Raw genomic sequence first — 20,769 nt, 5'->3', positions numbered from 1 at the left:
GGGAGGGCGCATGCTGTGGTCGGGCCGGCTTCGCGGGCGCGCGGGGCCCGAACTCCCCTTCCCCGGCGGGTGCGGGCCGCGGCGGCACAGCCTGCGCACGGAACGGCTCCTGCTGGCCACGCCCCACACGGTGCTCGACGTCGTGGCCTGCATGGCCGCCGCCTCCGACGAGGAGGCCCAGCGGTGGCTCGGCTGGGACAGCGGCACCGTGCCCGACCCGGACATCCGCGAGGCCCTGCTCCGGCTGCGCCCGGGCGATCCCGTCTCCCGCCGCATCCCCGGGGGGCGGCGCCTGCGGAAGGCGCCCTACCGGCCCGGCCCCGAGCCGCATGAGCTGCTGATCGCCGTGCGCCTGGACGACGGCAGGTACGCCGGGGCCCTGCGGGTGGACCCCGCCACCGCGGAGCTGGGCGGCTGGCTGGCCCCCCACGCCCGCGGCCGGGGCATGGGCACGGAACTGTTCCGCGCCGGCGCCCTGTTCGGCCACGCGCACCTGGGGCTCGCGGTGGTGCGGGCGGGACACGAGCCGGCGAACCTCGCCAGCGCGCGGGCGCTGGCGGGCGCCGGCTTCGCCCCGGACGGCGGGCCGCCGCGCCACACCCTCCCCAACGGCCGCGAGATCGGGGCCCGCTGGCTGCGGCACGCCTCCCCGGAACCGGCCGGCCGCTGCGGCGGCACGGCGGCGAAGGCGCCGGGCGGGGGCGCGGCCCACCCGGCGCCCGTGGGCCCGCACTAGGGTCGCCGGCGCCCGGCCGGAGGCCGTACGGCCACTGGCGCTCCGCGGGCGGCCGGATCCGGTCCTGCGGGACGTCCCTTGCAGCCGGGGCAATCCTCAGCGTGGGTCAGTTGAGCGCCGCGGCCCGCGTGGGCGGCGCGGCCTGGAGGTGCCGGGCGGCCTCGTCCGCGGTGAAGGAGGAGGCGAAGGTGAACGCCCGGGGGGACGGCCCGTGCGCCCGCAGGTCCGCCAGCCGCTCCAGGGCCTCGTCCACGGTCGGGAGGTGGCCGACGGGCACCCACCAGAGCACCAGGTGCGCCTCGACGTGCCGGGCAAACCATTCGCGGCGCCGCCGCATGGCCTCCAGGTGCCCGCTGCGGTAGGTGAAGTCCCACAGCGCCTCCTGGGTCTCCCACACCGACAGGGTGACGATGACGTTCTCGCCCGCCGGGCGCAGGCCGGTGGCGTCGGCCGCCCCCTCCTCCACGAGCCGCCACACGAAGCCGGGCGCGGCGTCGGCGGCGGCGTTGACCGGGTTGAGCCGCTCGACGAACGGCGCCATGCGCGGGTCGCCGAGGGGGTACCGGAGCGTGGCGACGTTGAGGTGGGCGAGGTGGGCGGCAGGCAGGGATGCGGTCATGGCCTCATCCCAGCACGCCCCCGTTTCTATGTCAATCATCGTTGTTTTTAGAACTCTCGACCACCACGCAGCACTCCCCGGGCCGGGGGTCCATGCGGGCGCGGACGGGGCCTTCCGTGCCGAACAGGCCCTCGAGCAGCGCGAGATTCATGCCGCAGACCAGCGGCGGAAAGCGTGCGGCCACGGCGTGGAAGGGGCAGTTGCGCATGCGCACGACGCGCGCGGGCGCCCCCGGCGCCCCGGTGGCCTCTTCGGCGCCCTCCAGGTGCGGTTCGTAACCCCGGGCGGCCAGCGCCTCCATGGCCTCTTCGAGGCCGCCGCAGGGCGCCGCCGGGCCACGCAGGGCCTCGCCCCGGCGCCGCGCCGCCGCCCACAGCCCGGCATCCAGCCCGGCCTGCTCGGCCGCCTCGGCGAGCAGCTCGGCTGCGGTGCGGTAGTCGCGGGCGGGCAGCGACACCGACACCTCCGCCCGCGCCCGCGTGTACACCTTGGCGGGACGGCCCGCCCCGGGCCCCGAGCGGCCCGACAGCCGGCGGCTGCCGGTCTCCAGCAGCCCCGCCTCGGCCAGCCTGTCCAGGTGGTGCGCGGCGAGCGTGCGCGCCACCCCGGCCGCCTCGGCGGCCTCGTTGCGCCCGACCTCGCGGCCCTGCGCCGCCACGTACTCGTACAGGCGACGCCGCACCGGGTCCTGCAACGCCGCGATCGCGTCAATCTCCTCCACCCGGCCATTCTAGGAACAACGCAGGTTGGAGATAGAACGGCGGACCCGGCCCGGACCGTGCCCGCCGCGCCGCCGCGGCGCCCCCGGGGAGACAGGCGCCCGGGGCTCCCGCTCAGTGGGCGCCGCAGGTCCTGGCGTCCCGGGGAGCCGGGGCGGGCCGGGGGGCGCGGGCGGCGACCGGGGCCGGGGCGGCCGAATCCTTGGCGGCCGGGGCGGAGCCGCGGATGCCCGCCGCGCTGAGCACGACGCCGATCGCGAGCGCGGCGGCGGCCGCCAGCAGCGCGGCGCGCAGCCCCGGGACGAAGTGGCCCGGGCCCGCCCGGCCGACGAGCAGGCCCATCACGGCGACGCCGATCAGGCCGCCGAGCTGGCGGGAGGCGTTGAGCACGCCGGAGGCGAGGCCCGCCTGGGCCGGGCGGACCGAGCCGAGCATCGCGTTGGTCATCGCCGGCACGACCAGGCCGAGGCCGAACCCGGCGAGGAGGAACTGCGCGACCAGGGCCGGGTAGGAGGCAGAGCCGACGAAGGGCACGGCGCCCAGGTAGCCGAGCGCGGCCAGGGCGTTGCCCGTGACCAGCACGGGCCGGGCACCGAAGCGCCTGACCAGCGGGCCGCAGGCCAGGTTGGCGCCCGCGATGGCGGCCGTCGTCGGCAGGAAGGCGAGGCCCGCGGCGATCGGCGAGTACGCCCACTCCTCCTGGAAGAAGAGGCTGAAGACGAAGACCAGGCCGTAGAAGGCGAAGTTCAGCAGCACGCCGAGCAGCGAGGTGACGCCGAACGCCGCCCGGCGGAACAGGTGCAGCGGGAGCATCGGGGCGCCGCCGCGCCGCTCCACGACCAGGAAGGCGAGCAGCGCCGCCACGAAGGCCGCGGCGCAGGCCGAGACGGCCGCCGAGGCCCAGCCCTGGACGTTGGCCTCCACCAGGGCGCCGGTGAGGGCGCCCAGGGCCACCACGGCCAGCACCTGTCCCGGCAGGTCGAGCGAGCGGCGGGCGGCGCCGCCCGCGGCGGGGGCGGGGGCGGCGAAGGCCCCGGTGAGCAGGATGCCGACGGCGGCGATCGGCAGGTTGACGGAGAAGACGGAACGCCAGCCGAGCGCGTCCACGAGCAGGCCGCCCACCACCGGGCCGAGCGCCAGCGCGAGCCCGCCGACCGCGGCCCACGTGTTCACGGCCCTGGCGCGGCGGGCCGGCTCCGGAAAGGCGGCGCTCACCAGCGACAGGGACGAGGGCACGATCATCGCGGCGCCCACGCCCTGCACCAGCCTGGCCGCCACCAGCACCCCGAGTGAGGGCGCGGCGGCGCAGGCCAGCGAGGTGAGCGCGAAAAGGGCGAAGCCCCAGCGGAAGATCGGCCGGGGGCCGAAGCGGTCGCCCATGGTTCCGGCCGTGAGCAGGAAGGCCGCGAAGGTGAGGGTGTAGCCGTTGATCACCCACTCCAGGCCGGACACGCTGCCGCCGAGGTCCCCGGCGAGCGCCTCCGCGGCCACGTTGACGACGCTGACGTCCAGGACGACCACGACGAAGCCCAGGGCGGCGGCGAACAGGGTGCGGCCGGGGTGCGGGCCGGGGCGGCCGGACCGCCGAAGGCCCCGGGGGCGCGGGGAATGCGGTGCCATGTCTTCTTCCTCCGTGCGGGGACTGCCCGAGGACGCAGGGGCGCGCGCGAGCCCGGCGCGTCGACTAAGATGTTCGACGAGCAACGAACACTCGTGAGTGTACGCACAGCATCGAACACTCGGCAATCCGGGCCGGCGCACGACACCGGCCCAGAGAGGTGAGGAGCCATGCCGGCACGGAACCGGGCGCGGGCGGAGACGCCGCCCGCCGCCACCCACCACCGCGCACTGCCGGTCCACACGGACCCGGCCGACGTGCCGCTGGAGACGGCATTGCTGGCCCTCGCCGATCCGGTGCGCCGGACCCTGGTGCGCGAACTCGCCGCGGACGAGGACTGGCGGCGGCCCTGCGGCAGCTTCGACGTGCCGGTGACCAAGGCGACCCTCAGCCGGCACTTCTCGGTGCTGCGCGACGCGGGCCTGCTGGAACAGCGCGACGTCGGCACGAAGCGGCTGAACCGCCTGCGCCGCGCCGAGTTCGACGCCTGCTTCCCCGGCCTGCTCGACCTGGTGCTGCGCGGGGAGGCCGGCTCCGCGGACTGAGCGCGCCGCGCCCGCCCCCACCGCGGCCCCGCGGCCCGGCCGCACCCCGCCCCGGCCCGCCCCCCTCCCGCCGCGGCGCGACCGCCGCCGGGCAACCCCGGCGGTTTTGTAAAACGTTTCAATCGCCCCGCGACGGGGAAAAGCCCCCGTCAAAGGGAGCGCTCCCACACCCCGGACCCCCACTCTCTCCGGACGAGGAGTCGCAGTGTTGTCGCTGTTATCGCTCAGAGATCATCGCACCGACGCGCGCCGTCTGACCCTGCGCGCCCTGCCGGCCGTGCTGGCCGCCGTGGCGCTCCTGGTGACGCCCTGGACCAGCCCGGCCGCCTCCGCCCACGGCTCGACCGCGGACCCCGTCTCCCGCAACTACGGCTGCTGGCAGCGCTGGGGCAACGACTTCCAGAACCCGGCCATGGAGCAGGAAGACCCCATGTGCTGGCAGGCCTGGCAGTGGGACACCAACGCCATGTGGAACTGGAACGGCCTGTACCGCGAGGGCACCGGCGGCGACTTCCAGGCGTTCATCCCCGACAACCAGCTGTGCAGCGCCGGGCACACCGGGGACGGCCGGTACAACTCCATGGACAACCCCGGCCCGTGGAAGACGTCCGGCATCGGCGCCAACTTCACGGTCGACGTGCTGGACCAGGCCCTGCACGGCGCCGACTACCTCCAGGTGTATGTGACCAGGCAGGGCTACAACGCCGAGACGGACGCCCTGGACTGGGGCGACCTGGAACTGCGGGCCACGACCGGCACATACGCGCCCGCCAGCCACTACCTCGTCAACGTCTCCGCGCCCGGGCGCAGCGGCCACCATGTCGTCTACACGATCTGGAAGGCCTCGCACGCCGACCAGATCTACTTCTTCTGCAGTGACGTGACCTTCTAGCCCGTCCCCCTGGTTCGCCCCCGCACCACCCCCCGCCCCGCCCGGGGCCGGCCCCCGTCCCGTTCCCGCCCGGACGGTCGCCGCCCCGGGCGGGGCTTTGGCGCGGCGGGAGGGCGACACGGCGGGGCGGCAGTTGCGGACGCGCCTGACGGGGCGTCGCCGGCGAGGCGGCGCCGGCGGCGTGGTCGCCGGCCCCTCGTTCCCGGGTTCAGGAGGCCGTCGCGGGGTCGCCGAGGTGGCGGCTGTCGCCCAGGGCGAGGACCTGGCGGTTGTGGAAGAAGTCGTCCTCGTGGAGCGTGGTGATGCTGCCGGAGGGCGCGCGGAAGGCGACGTGGCCGAGCGACTCGATCGGCATCCCGATCCAGGCGGCGACGACGAGGGTCAGCGAGCCGCCGTGGGTCACGACGATCTGGTGGGCGCACGGGCGCCGGAGGATGTCCGTCATGGCCGCGTAGACGCGGCGGGCCCATGCGGCCTTGGTCTCGGCGCCCGGCACGCCCTCGTCGTGTGCCATGCGCTCCCCGGCGGCCGGCGGCGGGACGAAGCGCGCCGCAAGCCACTCCTGCGGCCTGCCCTCGGCCTCCCCGTAGGACTTCTCCCGCAGCCTGGGGTCCAGGACCGGTGGCACGGCGAGGACTTCGGCGATGCGCTCGGCCGTCTCCCGGGTGCGCCTGAGGTCCGAGGAGTACAGCTCCGCGGCGGCGCCCTGCGGCACCCGTTCCCGCAGCGCCCGGGCGATGGCGCCCGCGGCGCGCAGGCCGGCGGGCGTCAGCCGCGAGTCGTGCCAGCCGCCGACGACCTTCTCGACGTGGTGGGTCGCCTCCGGGTGGGTGACGACGTGGAGCGTGCGCATCGGTGCGTGCCTCTTCTCGTGGCGGGGGTGGCCGTCGGGCGCACGTCACTGTGCGGGAGGCAGGCGCCGCCCGCAAGCGGTTTGCCCGGCCCTCGCGGGTGGCGGCCCCGTCGCCGGGGCGCGCCGTGACCCACCGGCCGCCGTGACGTCCGGGCGCCCGGTGGGTCACGCTGCGGCGCCGCCGGTACCGTATGGGCCGACCGCCCGCGGCCGAGGGGCCGCACGGCGGGCCGGCGGGCGGCGGCAGGCCGGCGGGGTGGGTGCGCGGGGCGCGAAGGGGGACGGGGCATGGAGGCACTGGACGCCGGCGATCCGGCGGCGGTGGGGCCGTACCGGCTGCTGGGGCGGCTGGGCAGCGGCGGCATGGGGCGGGTGTACCTGGCGCGTTCGCCTGGCGGGCGGACGGTGGCCGTCAAGCTGGTGCACCAGGAGCTGGCGGCCGACCCGGAGTTCCGCCGGCGCTTCGCCCGCGAGGTGGCCGCGGCCCGGCAGGTGGGCGGCCGGTGGACGGCGCCGGTGCTGGGCAGCGACACGGAGTCGGCGACGCCGTGGGTGGCGACCGGATACATGCCGGGGCCCTCCCTTCAGGAGGCGGTGGAGCGGCACGGCCCGCTGCCCGCCCCGGCGCTGTGGGCGCTCGCCCACGGGCTCGGCCGGGCGCTGGGCGAGATCCACCGGAACGGGCTGGTGCACCGGGACCTGAAGCCGTCGAACATCCTGGTGACGCTGGACGGCCCGAAGGTCATCGACTTCGGCATCGCCCGGGCGGCCGACGCGAGCGTGCTGACCAGGACCGGCTCGATGATCGGCTCTCCCGGCTACATGGCGCCCGAGCAGATCCGCGGCGAGCGGGTCACCGCGGCCACCGACCTGTTCGCGTTCGGCGCGGTGCTTGTCCACGCCGCCACGGGCATCGGCCCCTTCGCCGGGGATCGGCCGACGCTGCACGTGCTGCTCTACCGCGTCCTGCACGAGGAGCCCGAACTCGGCTTACCCGACGGCTCGTTGGGCGGCGAGCTGCGGGAGCTGGCGCGGCGTTGCCTGAGCAAGGAGCCGGACCGCAGGCCGCCGCTCGCCGAGGTCACGGCGCTCGCCGCCCGGCGGGTGGGGGACAGCCTCGACACGGGGCTGTGGCTGCCGCCCGCGCTGATCGCCAGGCTCGGCCGGGACGTCTCCCGGGTGCTCGAACTCGACCTGCCCGCCGCCGGGTCCGCGCCCCTCCCCGGGGCCGCTCCCGCCCCGCCGCCGTGGCCCGCCACCCCGGCGGCGCCCCCGGCCGGGCCCGGGACGGCGGGGACGGCGGGGCCCCTGCCCCCGCCCGGGACGGCGCCCGCGCCCGGGGCAGCCCCGGCGCCCGCGCGGCGGCGGCGCCTGCTCACGCTGGGCAGCGCCGCGCTCAACGTCCTGGCCGTCGCCGGCCTGGTCCTGGTCCTCGCCCCGGTGGGAGACGGGGAGGGAAACGGCTCCGCAGGCTCCGGCGCATCGGCCTCCTCCTCCGGGCCGCCGCCCTCGGGCGCCGCGGAGGGGGACGCGGCCGGCCGGGGCGACCCCGGCGCCCCCCTTTACCACCTGCTGCCCGAGGAGGTGCGGCAGGCCGGGGAGATCCGGGTGCTGGCCGCGACGGCGGCCCGCCCCTACTCCTACCGCGACGAAGGCGGCAACGTGGCCGGGCTCGAACCCGATCTGCTGGCGGCCGCCGGGCAGTTGCTCGGCGTGGACTTCGTCTACGAGCAGGTCGAGGACTTCGACGCGCTGGTGCCGCGGCTGGGCGACGCGGCCGAGTCGGGCGCGGGCCCGGTCATCGCGATCGGCGGGCTGGCCGACGACCCCACGGTCCGCGGCGCGGAGGGGATCGACTTCGTCGACCACTACCAGGAGGGTTCCGTCCTGGTGACGAACGGGGACCGGGCCGTCGAGGATCTCGGGGACCTCTGCGGCGGCACCGTCGTCAGCTGGGACGCCGAGTACTTCCGCCACCTGGTCTCGGAGGGCGCCGCCGACTGCGGCTCACCCGTCGCCTTCCGGGCGGGCCCGGACATCGAGAGCATGCTGAACGCCGTCGGCGAGGGCGCGGCCGACGCCGCCCTGCTGCCCTACGGGGCGGTCGTCGACCACATCGCCACCTACCAGCCCGAGGACGCCGGCTGGGCCCTGACGGACCGGCAGTTCGGCTCGGGACCGCACGGCATCGCGGTGCCAGGGCCCGGCTCCGGGCTCGCGGAGGCGCTCAGGTCGGCGCTCGGCTCCCTCGTGGCCGAGGGCACCTACGCCGAGGTGCTCGACGCCTGGCAGGTCCCCGGCGTTGCGCTGGACACCCCGGCGATCAACGCCGCCCACTGACCGCCCACCGGCCGTCCGCTCTCAGCCGAGGACGAAACCGCTTGGTCGCCGGCCCGTCACCGCCTAGCGTCGCCGGTGATCGGGCACCGCCGAGGGAACGAGGGCCAAGCCGTGACATCGCTCGAATACATCCGATACCGCATCACCGATCCCGCACGCCGCGCGGCCTTCGAGGAGGACTACGCGACCGCGGCCACGCATCTGGACCGGGCGCCCGAGTGCCTGGGCTACGAGCTGAGCAACGGCGTGGAGGAGCCGGAACGCTACGTCCTGCGCATCGAGTGGTCCTCCGTGGCCGACCACGAGCAGGGCTTCCGCGGGGGCCCGCACTTCCCGCCCTTCCTGGCCGCGATCCGGCCCTACATAGGCGACATCGAGGAGATGAAGCACTACGCGAGGACGGCCGTCGTCTCCGCCCGCGCAGAGGCGGCGTCCGCATGAGCGAGCGCGGCGAGACGCTTTACGAGGCGGTGGGCGGCCTGGAGGCGCTGCGGCGGCTCGTGAGCACCTTCTACGAGACGGTACTGCCCGATCCGGTGCTCGCGCCGGTGTTCGCCGGCTTCACGGCCACGCACGCGGAGCGCGTCGCGATCTGGCTGGCCGAGATCTTCGGCGGGCCGGACGCCTACACGCGCGAACTCGGCGGCCACCAGGGCCTGTTGCGGGCCCACCTCGGCCTGTCCATCACCGAGGAGCAACGGGTGCGCTGGGTGGAGCTGATGGCCGCCGCGGTGGAGAAGGAACTCCCCGGGGACGAGCTGCTGCGCCGCCGGGTCATGGAGTACTTCGACTGGGGGACCCGCATCGCCAGGGACGTCTCCGCCGATCCGCCGGGCACCGACCTCGGCGAGCCCGGCCCCACCCCGCGCTGGGGCTGGGACGGCCTGGCCTGAGGGCCCTGGCGCCCGGGGGCCCGGGGGCGGCGTGGGCCCCCGGAACGCCCGGGCGCGCGGGCGGCGCTCCGGTTCCCGCCGGCTCGGGGCATCGGGCCACCGCACCGGTGGGCGGCCGGGGCCGCCCACCGCCGTCACACCTCGTACTGCCCGACCTCCACGAAGTGGCGCAGCGCCTCGGGGCTGCCGTCGTCCAGCGCCGCCTCCGCCGCCGCGCGCAGGGCGTCGCTGATGTCGGGGTCGCCCAGCAGCCGGGCGATCGCCACCCGGTCGTCCTCCGCCTGCGCCAGCACGATCCCGGTCTCCAGGAAGTACCGCAACGCCTCCGGGGTCCCCGCATCCAGCGCCTCCGTCGCCTCCCGGCGCACCCCCATCCCCGTCGCCGGGTCGCCCAGCAGCCGGGCGATCGCCACCCGATCGTCCTCCGCCTGCGCCAGCACGATCCCCGTCTCCCAGAAGTACCGCATGTCCTCGACGGTGCCGTCCAGGGCCTCCTGCGCCTCGCGGCGCACCCCGACGCCGCTCTCCGGGTCGTTGAGGACCCGGAGGATCGCGATGCGGAGTTCGTCCTCCGTCATCGAGTCGTAGGGCGAACCGGCCTCCGTGGCGGCCGGTCCGGCGGCCGGCGGCGTCGCCCCGGCGGCGAGGGCCGGGGCGGAGAGGACGAGGACCGGGGCCAGCGCGCCGGTCGTGACCACCAGTGCCACACGGGTCAGTGACATGAAGAACCTGCCTTTGCTCGAAGGACCCGACGCGGGGGGAACCTCGGCCGCAGGCGATGCCCGACCGGCCGGAACCGCGAGGAGCGCGCGGACCTTGCCCGCGCGTTCCTCGCGGTTTTCCCTGGGTCGTGGGCCATCCTGCCCGCGAGCCGGATCGAGGTCATTGCCCGGAACCGGCAATGTTCCGGCGGGGTTTCCTGCACGGCGCCGCGCGCCGGTGCGGGGCAGGCCGCGGCGGGGCCGGGGCCGGGTCAGGACAGCTCGCGCAGGGCCCGGCCGAGGACCGCCACCCCCTCGGCGATGGCGCCTGGCGGGCTGGCGGCGTAGCCGAGGACCAGGCCGGGGCGGCCGGGCAGTTGCCGGTGCCAGGACAGGGGGTGGCACTTCACGCCGCGGGCGAGGGCGGCGTCGGCGAGCGCGGTGTCGGGCACCTGCGGCGCGTAGGTGACGGTCAGGTGCAGGCCGGCCGCCGCGCCGTGCACGACCGCGCCCGGCAGGTGCGCGGCGACGGCGTCGATCATCGCGTCGCGGCGGCGCTTGTGGCGGCCGCGCAGCAGCCGCAGTTGCCGCTCCAGCTGGCCGGACTCCATCAGCCGGGCGAGCACCAGCTGGGGCAGCACCGCGTTGCCCAGGTCGGTGAAGCGTTTCGCGTCGGTCAGCCCCTCGCGGTAGCGGGGCGGCGGCACCATCCAGCCGATCCGCAGCGCGGGCGCGAGCAGCTTGGAGACGCTGCCCATGTAGCACAGCCGCTCGGCGAGCAGCGCGCGCAGCGCGGGCACGGGCGGCCGGTCGTAGCGGTGTTCCGCGTCGTAGTCGTCCTCCAGGATCAGCCCGCCGTCCGCCGCCCAGCGCACGAGTTCGCGGCGGCGCTCGCCGCTGGTCACCACGCCGGTGGGGAACTGGTGCGCCGGGGTGAGCAGGACGGCGCCGGCGCCGGTGGCCCGCAGCACGTCGACGCGCAGGCCCTCCTCGTCCACCGGCACCGGCGGGGTGGCCAGGCCGCCGTACTGCAGGTGCTGGCGGGTGCCCAGCGAGCCGGGGTCCTCCACCGCGACGCCGGTGAGGCCGTCCGCCCGCAGCACGGGGTGCAGGAGGGTGAGCGCCTGCGCTGTGCCGGCGACGATCAGCACCTCCTGCGGCTCGACCCTGATGCCGCGGTTGCGCGCCAGCCAGTCGGCGACGGCGCGGCGCAGCCGCGGCGCGCCGCGGGGGTCGCCGTAGCCGAGGTGTTCGGTGGACAGCTCGGAGAGCACGGCCCGTTCGGCGCGCAGCCAGGCCGCGCGGGGAAAGGCGGAGAGGTCGGGCTGGCCCGGCACCAGGTCGATCCGGGCGGGGGCGGCGCGCAGCGCGTCGAAGGCGTCGGCGCCCGGCCCGCCGGCGAACAGCGGGCCTGACCTGGCCGGTTCGGGGCGGCGGCCGGTGGCCCGGGCGGGGCGGGGAGTGGGGAGCGGCCCGGCGGGCGCCCGGGGCGCGGCGAGGGGGACGGCGACCACCACCGTGCCGCCGCGGCGGCGCCCCTCGACCTGGCCGTCCTCGGAGAGCCGCCGGTACGCCTCGGTGACCACCCCCCGGGAGACCTGCAGTTCGGCGGCGAGCACCCGGGTGGAGGGGAGCCGCTGTCCCACGGCGAGCCGCCCGTCGGCCATCGCCTGCCGCAGTCGCCGCGCCAGCCAGTCCGCCTTGCCGCCCGCGGGCACGCTCCCGGCGTCCAGTTGCAGGAAGTCCGAGCCGTAGGCGGCGGGTCGGGCGCCCGCCGGCGCACCCGGCGCGCCTGACGTCCCAGGCGCGCCGGGTGCTCTCGACGCGTCCGGGGCGTCCGGCGCGTCCGGGGCCGCGGAGGCCGGGTCGGGGCCGTCTGTCACCGGTTCTCCCTCGCTCACCGGACCCATGCTGCCACGGACCGCCGCGCCGCCCGGTCCGCGGGAGCGGGGCGGGCCGGGGGCGAGGCGGCCCCGGGGCCCCGGCCACCGCGGGGCCGGAGGCCGGGGCGGTTCCCGGGGACTCAGCCGGCGGCCGGCGCGTTCGCGTCGAGGGCCCAGGCGTGGTGGAGCCGGTCGACGATGCTGGTGTTGCGCAGGCTGAGCGTGAGTGCGGTGCCGCTGCCCCCGAGGGCGTACAGGGAGTACCAGTCGTGGTCGGGCCGCTGGGTGTGCTTGCCGCCGAGGGCCGGCCAGTAGACCGCGCCCATGTGCAGGGAGCGGACGGTGTCCGTGGCGGCGCGGATGTACCGGACGAAGTTGTCGCCGCTGTCCTGGGCGTTGTAGTCCCTGCCGTCGTCCATCGGGGCGCCGAACTCGTCCAGCACGGTGCGGGAGCCGCAGGCGCCGACGCGGGAGGCGAACAGGTCCCGCCAGGCGGCCTCGCTCATCTCCCCGAACTGGAACGCGTACAGGTGCAGCGACAGGTAGGTGCCGTCGAGGCGGCTGTCGCCGCACACGGAGGTGACGTCGCCGTTGTAGCCGTGGCCGCTGACGACGATCCGCTGCCTGGGCACCGAGGGGTGGCCGGCGATCCAGTCCGCGGCGAGGTCGGCCCATTCGCCGGCGCCGTAGCCGTGGGGCTCGTTCATCGGCTCGAAGTACACCAGGTCGTTGGACTGCCACCGGCGGACGGCCGCGTCCCACATGGCGTCGAAGGCGCCGGTGTCGACGATGCGGCCGCCCGAGGAGGCGCCGTCCTCCCAGTAGGAGAGGATCACCCGGAAGCCGTTCTCTGTCGCGGCGTCGACGGCTCCGGCGTAGGCGTCTCCCCAGCGCGTGCCGGGCGCGGAGGAGGTGTTGAGGGGCAGTCGGACGGTGTTGGCGCCGATGGTGCGCGCGAAGCCCTCGTAGACGGAGGCCGCCTTGGCCGCGACCGTGGCGTAGTCGTCCGAGGTGCTCAGCCCCTCGGGCACGACGGGGCCGTCCTCGAAGTTGTCTCCCGGCATGGCCCAGTTGACTCCGCGGAAGTCGGTGGCCGCCAGGGGCGCCGGGCGGGCCGCCGGTTCCCGCCCGGCCGCCGAGGCGGTCGGCAGCGCCGCCAGGGGGAGGGCGAGCAGCGCGGTGAGGGTGGCCGCCAGGGCGCGGCGTACGTGGCGGGGGCGGGCCGGGCGGCGGGGGGATGGGCCCTTCCCGGCGGCGCGTGCGGCATGGAAGAGGTGCATGAGGGTCCTCTCGTGGGGGGCGCGCCGCCGGCGTGGGCGGCGCCTTCTGTCGCATGGCGGGCAGGGGCCGGCCGGCGGGCCGCCAGGGCTGGGAGGCTCACGGCTCGCCGGCCGGGCTCACGGGGCGCCGTTCGCGCCGGTCCCGGCGTCCCTCCCGGGTGCCCGGCCCGCGCGGCGCGTGCCGTTCACATTCGGCCGAACGCCCCGGCGGGTCAACAGACTTCACACCGAACGATCAGGATCGATCAGTTTCGATCGGCACGGAGGGCGGCGAGGGCCCGCCCCTCGCCGCCGCCCCGCCCTCCGACGGTCCCTCGCCTCCGGCGGCCCCTTCGCCACCGGCGGCCCGCGCCCGGACGACCCGTGCGCCCGCGCCGCGCCGGCGGCGGCCCGCGCCGCTCCCGCGCGGCATCAGCCGGCGAAGTCGCGCACCAGCCGTACCAGTTCCGCCGGCCGCTCGACCGTCACCAGGTGCCCGCTGTCCACCTCCCGGTAGGCCGCGCCCGGGATGGCGGCGGCCAGTTCGCGGGAGTGCGCCACGGGGACCAGCGTGTCGCGGGCGCACCCGATGACCAGCGTGGGGGCCTGGATCTGCGGCAGCAGGCCGCGGACGTCCAGCCGCAGGTCGAGGTCGAGCTGCCGGAGCCTGCCCGGCGTGACCCGGTAGGCCGCGGCGAGCTCCTCCACGGCCGCCCGGCCGAGGGAGTTCACGTGCTCGCGGCTGAAGGCGAACAGCATCGCGTACCGCGCGAAGGCGGCGGCGTCGCCTTCGAGTCCGCGCCACAGCGTCAGCACGTTGCGCAGGTACTCGTCGCCCTGGCCGGCGAAACCCGCGACCAGCACCAGGCGGCGGACCAGGTCGGGCCTGAGGGCGGCGCACGCGGCGGCCACCGGGGCGCCCATGGAGTGCCCCACCACGTCCGCGGGCCCCTGCCCGTGGGCGGAGAGCACCGCGGCGAGCTGCCCGGCCAGCAGCTCGACCGTGAGCGGACCCCCGTCGTCCCGGGCCGCGTCGCTGCCCGAGAGGTCGGGCAGCACCACCGTCCTGTCCTCGGCGAACGCCCCCGCCAGGCCGTCCCAGGAGGCCGAGCCCCGGTTGGTCCCGTGCACCAGCACGAGCGGGCGGCCCGCGCCCCGCACCCGGTAGGGCACCCGCGCGGCGCCCACGGTGACCTCCGCGGCGCACTCCCCCGCGGTCCCCGTTCCCGTCTTCGCGGCGATCCCGGCCGCCGTGGTCTCCGCGGCGATCCCGGCCGTGATGTGAGACATGTCTCTCTCCTCGTCTTCCTGGTCTTCCTGACCCGATGTCCTTGTCCGACGCCGGAGAACGATGCCGGGCGGCGGGGGCGTTGAGGAGCGGAGGCCGTTCCCTAGGACCGGCCCTCCCAGGCTGCGCCGCCCGCGCGGCGGGCCGGGTCGGCGACGATGGACGGCATGAAGATGGATCGCGTCAGGCTGGCCGATTTCCTCCGCCGCTCCCGCGAGCGGCTGCGGCCCGAGGAGGCGGGTCTTGCCGCCGGGCCGCGGCGCCGCACGCCCGGGCTGCGCCGCGAGGAGCTGGCGCAGCTGGCCGGGGTGTCGGCCGACTACGTGATGCGGCTGGAGCAGGCGCGCAGCTCCCAGCCCTCGCCCCAGCTGCTGGGCGCGCTCGCCCGGGCCCTGCGGCTGACCGGGGACGAGAGGGACCACCTGTACCTGCTGGCCGGGCACCGCCCGCCCGAGGGGGCGCGCGCCGGGGAGCACATCCGCCCCGGCCTGCGCTACCTGCTGGACCGGCTGGGCGACACGCCGGCCCAGCTCCTCACCGACCTCGGCGATCTGCTCGCGCAGAACGCCCTGGCCGAGGCCCTGTTCGGCTGCGTGTGCACCGTCGAGGAGCCGGACCGGAACGTCGTGTGGCGCTGGTTCACCGACCCGTTCGTGCGCGAGGCCTATCCCGAGGGGGAGCACGACCGCCTCGGCCGCCTGCACGTCGCTGACCTGCGCGCCGCCGCGACCCGTCGCGGCTTCGACCCGCCGGCGCGCGCCCTGATCGGCCGGCTGGAGGCGGCGAGCGAGGAGTTCGCCGCCCTCTGGCAGCGGCACGAGGTCGCGGTGCGCCGCGAGAGCCGGGTACGCGTCCTGCACCCGTCCGTCGGGCCCATCGAGTTCGACTTCGAGCTGCTGCAGACCCAGGCCGCGGACCAGCGCCTGCGCCTGTTCACGCCGCCGCCCGGCTCCCGGAGCACCGAGGCGCTGGAACTCCTCCGGGTCGTCGGCCCCGAGACCGCCCACCGCAGCCACCGCTGAGGCCCGCGGGGGCGCCGATTCCCGCCCCGCCGCGCCGGGTTGATTCCGCAGGCAAGCCAACTCCCCGCCAGGATTCCCGGATCGCCCCCTTCAGGACCGGCCACGCCGCCGGGTAGGTTCTGCATCAAAGCCAACCTGGCCGGTGATCGCGTGCCGGGCGGCGCGCCAGGCCGCCGCCCGCCGCCCGCGGACCCGGCGTTCCCCCTTGGAGAGCCATGGACGACCGGCCCCGCGACGAGACGCCCTCCCCCGCGCCGCCCTACTACGAGAACCCGCTCCCCACCCCCGGGACCCTCCCGCCCCGCGCCTGGTGGGGCGCCTCGGACGCGGCGCGCCTTACGCTGAACGGCAGCTGGGCGTTCCGGCTCGCGCCGACCGCCTCGGGAACCGGCCCCGGCTTCACCGCAGACGACCCGGCCGCCACCGCCGGCTGGGACCGGGTCACCGTCCCCGGGCACTGGGTGCTCCAGGGCCACGGCGCCCCCGCCTACACCGGCGTCGCCTACCTCTTCCCGGTCGATCCGCCGCGGATGCCGGACGAGAACCCGACGGGCGACCACCGGCGGGAGTTCGACCTGCCGGGCGACTGGCCGGCGGACGGGGAGACCCTCCTGCGGTTCGAGGGGGTGGACTCCTGCGCCCGGGTCTGGCTCAACGGCACCGAGCTCGGCACCTTCCAGGGCAGCCGCCTGCCCCACGAGTTCGCCGTCGGCCCGCTGCTGCGCCGGCGCGGCAACGTCCTGGCCGTCAGGGTGCACCAGTGGTCGGCGGGCAGCTACCTGGAGGACCAGGACATGTGGTGGCTGCCCGGCATCTTCCGCGAGGTCAGCCTGCTGCACCGCCCCGCGGGCTCCCCCGCGGACCACTTCGTGCACGCCGGATACGACCACACCACGGGCGAGGGCACGCTGCGCGTGGAGTGCGACGTGCCGGGCCGCGTCCTGGTGCCGGAACTGGGCCTCGACCTGGCCTGCGGGCAGGAGGCGCGGGCCGCGGTGGAGCCCTGGTCGGCCGAGGTGCCGCGCCTGTACGCGGGGGAGCTGGTCACCGCGGGCGAGCGGATTCCGCTGCGCATCGGCTTCCGCACGGTCGGGATCGAGGACGGCCTGCTGAAGGTCAACGGCCGCCGGGTCCTCTTCCGCGGGGTCAACCGGCACGAGTTCCACCCGGAGACGGGCCGCGCCCTCGACCGGGAGACGATGCGGCGCGACATCGTCCTGATGAAGCAGCACAACGTCAACGCCGTGCGCACCAGCCACTATCCGCCCCACCCGGCCTTCCTCGACCTGTGTGACGAGCTGGGCCTGTGGGTCATCGACGAGTGCGACCTGGAAACCCACGGCTTCTGCTGGATGCCCGACTGGCGGGGCAACCCGGTGGCCGACGAGCGCTGGACGCCGGCCCTGGTGGACCGCGCCCGGCGCATGGTCGAACGCGACAAGAACCACCCCTCGGTCCTCGTCTGGTCGCTGGGCAACGAGTGCCACGCGGGCCGCGGCCTGTCCGCCATGGCCGCCTGGATACGCGCACGCGACCCCGCGCGGCCGGTGCACTACGAGAACGACCCGGAGTACCCGGACAGCGACATCTTCTCCCGGATGTACGCGCCCCACGAGGAGGTGGAGCGGATCGGGCGCCGCGAGGAGGAGCCGCTGAGCGACCCGGAGCGCGACGCCCACCGCCGTTCCCTGCCCTTCCTGCTGGTCGAGTACGCCCACGCGATGGGCAACGGCCCCGGCGGACTGGCCGACTACCAGCGGCTGTTCGAGACCTACGAGCGCTGCCAGGGCGGCTTCGTGTGGGAGTGGATCGACCACGGCCTGCTCACCCGGACCGCGGACGGCCGGGAGTACTTCGGCTACGGCGGCGACTTCGGCGAGGGCTACCACGACGGCAACTTCGTCTGCGACGGGCTGCTCTTCCCCGACCGCACCCCCTCCCCGGGGCTGATCGAGTACAAGAAGGTCGTCGAGCCGGTCCGCATCACCGGCGACGCCGCCCAGGGCGTGACCATCCGCAACGGCCACGACTTCGCCGGCACCTCCCACCTCGCCTTCACCTGGGCCTACGAGGTCGAGGGGCGGCGCATCGCCGCCGGGGACCTCGCCGTTCCGCCGCTGGAGCCGGGCCACAAGGCGCGCCTCCCGCTGCCCGCCGCCCCCGCGGACGCCCCGCCAGGCGAGGCGGTCTGGACGGTCCGTGCCTGCCTGCGCGCCGGCACCGCCTGGGCCGAGGCCGGCCACGAGGTCGCCTGGGGGCAGTGGCCCGCCGCCCCCGCGCCCGCGCCCGCCGCGCCGCCCGGCCCCCGGGTCGCGCCCCGCCGCGACGGCGGCCTGATCACCCTGGGGCCCGCCGTCTTCGACGCCGGGCGCGGGCGGCTGCGCGCCCTGGGCGGCCTGCCGCTGGCCGAGGGCCCCCGCCTGGACGTCTTCCGGGCCCCCACCGACAACGACATCGGCATGCACTGGGAGCCGGGCACCCAGGTCAGCGTGCTGTGGGAGCGGATCGGGCTGCACCGCGTCCGCCACCGCACCGACGAGGTGCGCCTGACGGACGAGGCGCTGACCGTCCGCACCCGCGTCGCCCCGGACGCCCGCGACCTGGCCCTGGCCACCACCTACCGGTGGACCGCGGACGAGGAGGGCACGCTCCGGCTGCGGGTCGCCGTCACCCCGGAGGGCGACTGGCCCTGCCCGCTGCCGCGGCTCGGGCTGCGCCTGGGGCTGCCCGCCGCGTTCGGCCGGGTGTCCTGGTACGGCGGCGGCCCAGGCGAGGCCTACCCCGACACCCGCGCCGCCTCCCGCCTCGGCCGCTACCGGGCGACCGTGGAGGAGTTGCAGACGCCCTACGTGCGCCCGCAGGAGAACGGCGCGCGCGCCGACGTGCGGTGGGCCGAACTCTCCGCGGGCGAGGCCACGCTGCGCATCGAGGCCGACCCGGAGCCCTTCTGGCTCACCGCCCGCCGCTGGAGCAGCGAACAACTCGACGCGGCCGGGCACACCGTCGACCTCTCCCCGGGCGAGGTCGTCTGGGTCAATCTCGACCACGCCCAGCACGGCATCGGCAGCCAGTCCTGCGGCCCCGCCCCGCTCCCCCGCCACCGGCTGACCGCGGCCCCCGCGGATTTCGGCCTGGCCTTCCGCCTCAGGGAAGGGCGCTGAGGGGGCCGGGCGTGCTCAGCGCCCCTCCACGACGAAGGTCCTGACCGCCTCCACGGCCCCGCCGCGGGCCCACTCGCTGAAGGAGGAGGACAGCATCCGCATGTCGATGGGGCGGTGGTGGTGCAGGCGCCGCCGGCGCATCCCCTCCGCGATGTGCCGGCGGCCGGCGCGCACCACCTCCAGGCTCTCCCCGGCGATCAGCACGGTCTTCACGCCGGTCAGATTGGCGATGGTGGCCGCGAGCACGCCCAGCGCCCAGCTCCCCTGGCGCACGATGTCCTGGCAGACGGCGTTGCCCTCCCCGGCCCGGCGGGCGATCTCCTCGGGCTGCACCGGCCGGTGCAGCCCGTAGGCGGCGGCCGACAGGATCGCCTCCGTCGACAGGTAGGACCCGACGCAGCCGCGGTGCCCCACGGGGCACATCGGGCCCCCGGGGTCGAGGATGTGGTGGCCGAACTCCACCAGGTCCTCCTCGGTGCTCTCCAGCACCCGGCCGCCCAGGCACAGGGCGTACCCGATGCCCGCGCCGATGGTCACCAGGGCGAAATCGGTCAGCCCGCGGGCCGCCCCGAACCAGTGCTGGCCGTGCGCGAGGGCCGCGACGTCGTTGCGGACCACGCACGGGATCTTCAGGGTCTCGTGCAGCACGGACTCCAGGGGGACCTGCCGCCAGCCGAGGAAGGGGGCGTCGAACGTGGCGAGTTGACCGGCGCCGCCCAGGGGCGAGGGGTTCCCGCCCAGGGTCACCCCCGCGGCCACGGGCGGCACGCTCTCCCGCGCCAGCCGGTCCCGCAGCGCCGCGACCTGCGCGGCGACCGCCTCGGGGGTGCGGGCCCCGAGCGGCTCGGCGTGCTCCGCGACCACCTCGGCCCGCAGATCGGTGACCACGCCGTACATGCCGTCCGCGGTGATCTTCACGCCGAGGAAGTGGTAGTCCCCGGCGACGAGGTCGAGCGGGCGCGTCGGGTGCCCGTGCGTTTCGTCGTGCACGATCCCCCGTTCCACCAGGAGCCCGCAGCGCACCAGCGGCTTCGTCAGGCGGGTCAGGCTGCCGGTGGAAAGGCCGAGGCGGCGGGCGAGTTCCGTCCTGGTCCTGGGGCCGGTGACCAGCAGTTCCCTGATGATGGGGCGGGCAGACGGCGAGACGGCTTCCCACGCCTCGATCGACGGCCGGTCGCCGCGCTGCTCGGATGTCACATGCACAGGCGCAGGGTACAAGTAGCCGAATCGACCCGGCGCTTCCGCGCGAATCCGCCCGGCGCCGCGCGCACCGGGCGGGTGCCGCCTGCTCAGGTGCCCCGGGCGGGTCGCGCCGCGCGGCCGGCAGCCGCCATGGCGCGTTCGGTGTGCGCGTCGGCGGGCAGGTAGGCGCTGAAGCGAATGCCGGTGGCCCCGAGGTCCTGGAACATCAGCATGGTGAACGTCAGCCGTCCGCCGGGGTGGTCGACGAGCAGCGTGTCGGTGTCGGCCCGCCGCAGCTCCCTGCTCTCCCACAGCCGCCTGAACTCGGCGCTGCACCGGGCCAGTTCACCGACCAGTGCCATGACCGCCGGGTCGGTCAGGTGCGCGTCGGAGCGCTGGCGGAAGGTGTGGACCACGCGGGCGGCGTACGCGTCGCGATCCACGAGAGCGGTGGCGAAGGCCGGCTGGGTGAACAGCAACCGCAGCAGACAGCGCTCCTCGGGCGGCCAGGCGGCGTAGTCGCCGAACACCTCGCGGGCCGGCGGATTCCAGGCCAGCACCCGCGTGGCGGCGTCGGTGACGTAGGCCGGAGCGGCGAGGCGGTCGACCAGGGATTGCAGCAGCCGCGCCCCCGGGCCGCCGGGGGCGCCGTGCGGCGGCGGGGCGTGACCGGCCAGCACCCTCAGGTAGGCGCGGTCGGGGTCCGTCAGGCACAGCGCGTCCGCGAGGCGCGCGAGCACCTCCGGTGAGGGGCGCACGGCCCGGCCCTGCTCCAGGTAGGTGTACCAGGCCGTGCTGATCCCGGCCCGCTCGGCGACGTCTTCGCGGCGCAGTCCCGGGGTACGGCGGCGCCGGCGGGCCGGCAGGCCGACCTGCTCGGGGGCCAGCCGGGCGCGCCGGGCGCGCAGGAACGCGGCGAGTTCCTGCCGGCGCGGCGCCTCGTCCGGTGCGGCGTCCCGCCCAGGGGCGTCCTGCCCGGGGAAGTCCCGCCCGGCGGCGGGCCGTGGCGTGGGAGTCACGGTCCCACGATAGGCACGTGCTGGTACCGGGGTGCGGGG

18 protein-coding genes are annotated in these 20,769 nt (G+C 76.4%); 8 read left to right on the top strand and 10 right to left on the bottom strand.

Features of this window, described 5'->3' with window-relative positions; genetic code table 11:
• The first annotated feature begins 10 nt into the window (after positions 1 to 10).
• Positions 11 to 736, top strand: coding sequence for a GNAT family N-acetyltransferase (locus D7294_RS08680; RefSeq protein WP_120677326.1), 726 nt, complete (start codon positions 11 to 13; stop codon positions 734 to 736).
• A gap of 106 nt (positions 737 to 842) precedes the next feature.
• Here the strand turns inward: D7294_RS08680 and D7294_RS08675 are convergent, their stop codons facing one another.
• The 3 genes from D7294_RS08675 to D7294_RS08665 all read right to left on the bottom strand — a co-directional run bounded on the left by D7294_RS08675 (position 843) and on the right by D7294_RS08665 (position 3,694).
• Entirely contained in the window at positions 843 to 1,355 is a 513-nt protein-coding gene (locus D7294_RS08675) for a DUF3291 domain-containing protein (RefSeq protein ID WP_120677324.1), read from the bottom strand.
• Between the two features lie 31 nt (positions 1,356 to 1,386).
• Positions 1,387 to 2,076: a helix-turn-helix transcriptional regulator gene (locus D7294_RS08670; protein ID WP_120677322.1), complete on the bottom strand. Its 690-nt coding sequence runs from the start codon at positions 2,074 to 2,076 to the stop codon at positions 1,387 to 1,389.
• A gap of 112 nt (positions 2,077 to 2,188) precedes the next feature.
• Positions 2,189 to 3,694 carry an MFS transporter gene (locus D7294_RS08665; protein WP_120677320.1) on the bottom strand — a complete coding sequence of 502 codons (1,506 nt, stop codon included), beginning with the start codon at positions 3,692 to 3,694 and terminating at the stop codon, positions 2,189 to 2,191.
• A gap of 168 nt (positions 3,695 to 3,862) precedes the next feature.
• Between D7294_RS08665 and D7294_RS08660 the strand changes: the two genes are divergently transcribed.
• Entirely contained in the window at positions 3,863 to 4,237 is a 375-nt protein-coding gene (locus D7294_RS08660; RefSeq protein WP_120677318.1) for an ArsR/SmtB family transcription factor, read from the top strand.
• A 205-nt stretch (positions 4,238 to 4,442) separates the two neighbouring features.
• Complete coding sequence (locus tag D7294_RS08655; protein ID WP_422070672.1) at positions 4,443 to 5,129, top strand: lytic polysaccharide monooxygenase; 687 nt, start codon at positions 4,443 to 4,445, stop codon at positions 5,127 to 5,129.
• A gap of 208 nt (positions 5,130 to 5,337) precedes the next feature.
• On the opposite strand, the gene D7294_RS08650 is transcribed toward D7294_RS08655, so the two are convergent.
• Positions 5,338 to 5,982: a histidine phosphatase family protein gene (locus D7294_RS08650; protein WP_120677316.1), complete on the bottom strand. Its 645-nt coding sequence runs from the start codon at positions 5,980 to 5,982 to the stop codon at positions 5,338 to 5,340.
• A 288-nt stretch (positions 5,983 to 6,270) separates the two neighbouring features.
• Here D7294_RS08650 and D7294_RS08645 point away from each other — a divergent pair, with 288 nt between their 5' ends.
• The 3 genes from D7294_RS08645 to D7294_RS08635 all read left to right on the top strand — a co-directional run bounded on the left by D7294_RS08645 (position 6,271) and on the right by D7294_RS08635 (position 9,215).
• Positions 6,271 to 8,322: a serine/threonine-protein kinase gene (locus D7294_RS08645; protein ID WP_120677314.1), complete on the top strand. Its 2,052-nt coding sequence runs from the start codon at positions 6,271 to 6,273 to the stop codon at positions 8,320 to 8,322.
• A gap of 111 nt (positions 8,323 to 8,433) precedes the next feature.
• Positions 8,434 to 8,763: an antibiotic biosynthesis monooxygenase family protein gene (locus D7294_RS08640; RefSeq protein WP_120677312.1), complete on the top strand. Its 330-nt coding sequence runs from the start codon at positions 8,434 to 8,436 to the stop codon at positions 8,761 to 8,763.
• Positions 8,760 to 9,215, top strand: a complete 456-nt coding sequence (locus D7294_RS08635) for a group II truncated hemoglobin (protein WP_120677310.1) — start codon at positions 8,760 to 8,762, stop codon at positions 9,213 to 9,215. Before D7294_RS08640 ends, D7294_RS08635 begins: the two co-directional genes overlap by 4 nt.
• Positions 9,216 to 9,349: 134 nt before the next feature.
• Here the strand turns inward: D7294_RS08635 and D7294_RS08630 are convergent, their stop codons facing one another.
• From D7294_RS08630 to D7294_RS08615, 4 genes are all read right to left on the bottom strand, one after another.
• Positions 9,350 to 9,937, bottom strand: coding sequence for an ALF repeat-containing protein (locus tag D7294_RS08630; protein ID WP_120677309.1), 588 nt, complete (start codon positions 9,935 to 9,937; stop codon positions 9,350 to 9,352).
• Positions 9,938 to 10,188: 251 nt separating this feature from the next.
• Complete coding sequence (pdxR, locus tag D7294_RS08625; protein ID WP_241562240.1) at positions 10,189 to 11,583, bottom strand: MocR-like pyridoxine biosynthesis transcription factor PdxR; 1,395 nt, start codon at positions 11,581 to 11,583, stop codon at positions 10,189 to 10,191.
• Between the two features lie 356 nt (positions 11,584 to 11,939).
• Positions 11,940 to 13,079 (bottom strand): cellulase family glycosylhydrolase, encoded by a 1,140-nt coding sequence (locus D7294_RS08620; protein WP_120677305.1) that lies wholly within the window; start codon positions 13,077 to 13,079, stop codon positions 11,940 to 11,942.
• Between the two features lie 411 nt (positions 13,080 to 13,490).
• Positions 13,491 to 14,348, bottom strand: coding sequence for an alpha/beta fold hydrolase (locus tag D7294_RS08615; protein WP_120677303.1), 858 nt, complete (start codon positions 14,346 to 14,348; stop codon positions 13,491 to 13,493).
• 165 nt (positions 14,349 to 14,513) lie between these two features.
• Here D7294_RS08615 and D7294_RS08610 point away from each other — a divergent pair, with 165 nt between their 5' ends.
• Both D7294_RS08610 and D7294_RS08605 read left to right on the top strand, forming a co-directional pair.
• The gene (locus tag D7294_RS08610) at positions 14,514 to 15,368 is read left to right on the top strand and encodes a helix-turn-helix transcriptional regulator (protein WP_120677871.1); all 855 of its coding nucleotides are present in this window, start codon (positions 14,514 to 14,516) and stop codon (positions 15,366 to 15,368) included.
• Between the two features lie 215 nt (positions 15,369 to 15,583).
• On the top strand, positions 15,584 to 18,529 hold the full coding sequence (locus tag D7294_RS08605; RefSeq protein ID WP_120677301.1) for a glycoside hydrolase family 2 TIM barrel-domain containing protein: 2,946 nt from the start codon (positions 15,584 to 15,586) through the stop codon (positions 18,527 to 18,529).
• A 15-nt stretch (positions 18,530 to 18,544) separates the two neighbouring features.
• Here D7294_RS08605 and D7294_RS08600 read toward each other — a convergent pair whose 3' ends face one another.
• Together D7294_RS08600 and D7294_RS08595 are read right to left on the bottom strand one after the other, a co-directional pair.
• Positions 18,545 to 19,732 (bottom strand): ROK family transcriptional regulator, encoded by a 1,188-nt coding sequence (locus D7294_RS08600; RefSeq protein WP_147450793.1) that lies wholly within the window; start codon positions 19,730 to 19,732, stop codon positions 18,545 to 18,547.
• An 86-nt stretch (positions 19,733 to 19,818) separates the two neighbouring features.
• Positions 19,819 to 20,730: a helix-turn-helix transcriptional regulator gene (locus D7294_RS08595; RefSeq protein ID WP_158674588.1), complete on the bottom strand. Its 912-nt coding sequence runs from the start codon at positions 20,728 to 20,730 to the stop codon at positions 19,819 to 19,821.
• Positions 20,731 to 20,769 lie beyond the last annotated feature (39 nt).

It is taken from the genome of Streptomyces hoynatensis (assembly GCF_003626535.1).
Taxonomy (GTDB): domain Bacteria; phylum Actinomycetota; class Actinomycetes; order Streptomycetales; family Streptomycetaceae; genus Streptomyces; species Streptomyces hoynatensis.
The sequence above is the reverse complement of the archived record's forward strand: the minus strand, read 5'-3'. Positions and strand labels throughout refer to the sequence as shown.